This is a genomic window from Pararhodospirillum oryzae, assembly GCF_007992075.1.
Taxonomy (GTDB): domain Bacteria; phylum Pseudomonadota; class Alphaproteobacteria; order Rhodospirillales; family Rhodospirillaceae; genus Pararhodospirillum; species Pararhodospirillum oryzae.
This window is the reverse complement of the sequence record NZ_BJZO01000106.1, coordinates 1-1,732: the sequence shown is the minus strand read 5'-3', so window position 1 is coordinate 1,732 and position 1,732 is coordinate 1. Positions and strand designations below refer to the sequence as shown.

Here is a 1,732-nt window from a genome sequence, read left to right as displayed (position 1 = left end):
CGAGCCGCAGGCTCGCGGACCTCTGCCAGTCGAGCCGCAGGCTCGCGAACCCTTGCCAATCCAGCCGCAGGCTCGCGAACCCCTGCCCATCCAGCCGCCGGCCGCCCCCGTGCCGCTGGAAGCGCGCGAACCCCTGCCCGTCCAGCCGCCGGTAGCGGATGTCGTGGCGCCGGTGGCCCCGGTACTCGACCTCCCGCCGACCCCCGAGCCCGAACCCCAGCCGGAACCCGAGGAGGTCGAACCGGTCGGCTTTTTCGGACGCCTGCGCGAGGGGCTCTCGCGGTCGTCGAGCAAGCTGGCCGGAGGGATTTCGTCGCTGTTCACCCAGCGCAAGCTGGATGCCGAGGCGCTGGAGGACCTGGAAGACCTGTTGATCACCGCCGACCTTGGGGCGGAAACCGCGAGCCGGCTGGTGGAATCCCTGTCGAAAAACCGCTTTGGCAAGGACATCTCCGGCGACGAAATCCGTGAGTTCCTGGCCACCGAGGTTGCCACCATCCTTGAACCCGTGGCCCGGCCGCTGGAAATCGACGCCTCGTTGAAGCCGCACGTGGTGCTGGTGGTGGGCGTGAACGGGTCGGGCAAGACCACGACCATTGGCAAGATCGCGAACCAGCTGGTGCGCGAGGGCCGCTCGGTCATGCTGGCGGCCGGCGACACCTTCCGCGCCGCCGCCGTGGAGCAGCTCAAGATCTGGGGCGAGCGCACCGGCTCGCCGGTGATCGCCCGCGATACCGGAGCCGACGCGGCCGGCCTTGCCTACGACGCCCTGGAACAAGCGCGCGCCGCGGGCTGCGACGTGCTGCTGATCGACACCGCCGGCCGCTTGCATAACAAAAGCGAGCTGATGGAGGAGTTGAAGAAGGTGGTGCGCGTGCTGCGCAAGATCGACCCCGAGGTGCCCCACACCTGCTTGCAGGTCCTGGACGCGACCGTGGGCCAGAACGCCCACCAGCAGGTCAAGGTGTTCCAGGAAATGATCGACGTGTCGGGCCTGGTGATGACCAAGCTCGATGGCACCGCCAAGGGCGGCGTGGTGGTGGCCCTGGCCGACCGCTTCAAGCTGCCTGTTCATTACGTGGGCGTGGGCGAAGGCGCCGAGGATTTGCGCCCCTTCACCGCCACCGACTTCGCGCGCAGCCTCCTGGGCCTGGAGCGCCTGCACTGATCCCTCACGACAACGCCCCCGGCCTTTAGCTGGGGGCGCGTGTTGGGCCGCGTTTCAAAGCGCGGTGTTTTCGGGGGGTGGTGCCCGGCTGGCCCGGATCCCCCGTTTCCAAGCAGGCAATGCTTGAGAGTCGTGGCGTAGGGTTCCCCGCGCCGGGCCTCGATTTCCGAATAAAGGTAGTCTCGCCGTTCTTCCTCGGGCCAGGAAGCGAGGGTATCGAGGTCCTGTTCCAGGCTTTTTCTGAACCCCTTCGCGGCTTGGGCGCGCTTTCCCTTCAAAACAGGCGCGTTCAGCCCAAAAACGCGGATGGTTTCTTCCGCGCGCCGCCGATCGTCTTCGGTTAAATTATTCCGGGGCCGAACTTCTCCAGAGGAATGGAAAAACAAAAAATCCTCGGGATTTTCTTCGTCCGGCTTGATGAGAAAAGACGGATCATAAGTCTGGTGGCCTGATCTATCCTTGTAATGACCGCAGTGTTTTTTCTCTTCGCACGAGAGAAAAAGATTTTCCCAGACGAAAACCTGATCTTCGTCAATACCCCTGGCGTAAAAATGCTCAATATGA

At 64.4% G+C, this 1,732-nt stretch carries 2 protein-coding genes; one reads left to right on the top strand and one right to left on the bottom strand.

Annotated features, from left to right (window positions below; genetic code table 11):
* The first annotated feature begins 133 nt into the window (after positions 1 to 133).
* Positions 134 to 1,168 (top strand): signal recognition particle-docking protein FtsY, encoded by a 1,035-nt coding sequence (gene ftsY, locus ROR02_RS14590; protein WP_456152349.1) that lies wholly within the window; start codon positions 134 to 136, stop codon positions 1,166 to 1,168.
* On the opposite strand, the gene ROR02_RS14585 is transcribed toward ftsY, so the two are convergent.
* The coding region (locus tag ROR02_RS14585; protein WP_147164778.1) for a retron system putative HNH endonuclease at positions 1,075 to 1,732 on the bottom strand (658 nt) is incomplete at its 5' end. The two genes, ftsY and ROR02_RS14585, sit on opposite strands and share 94 nt — an antisense overlap.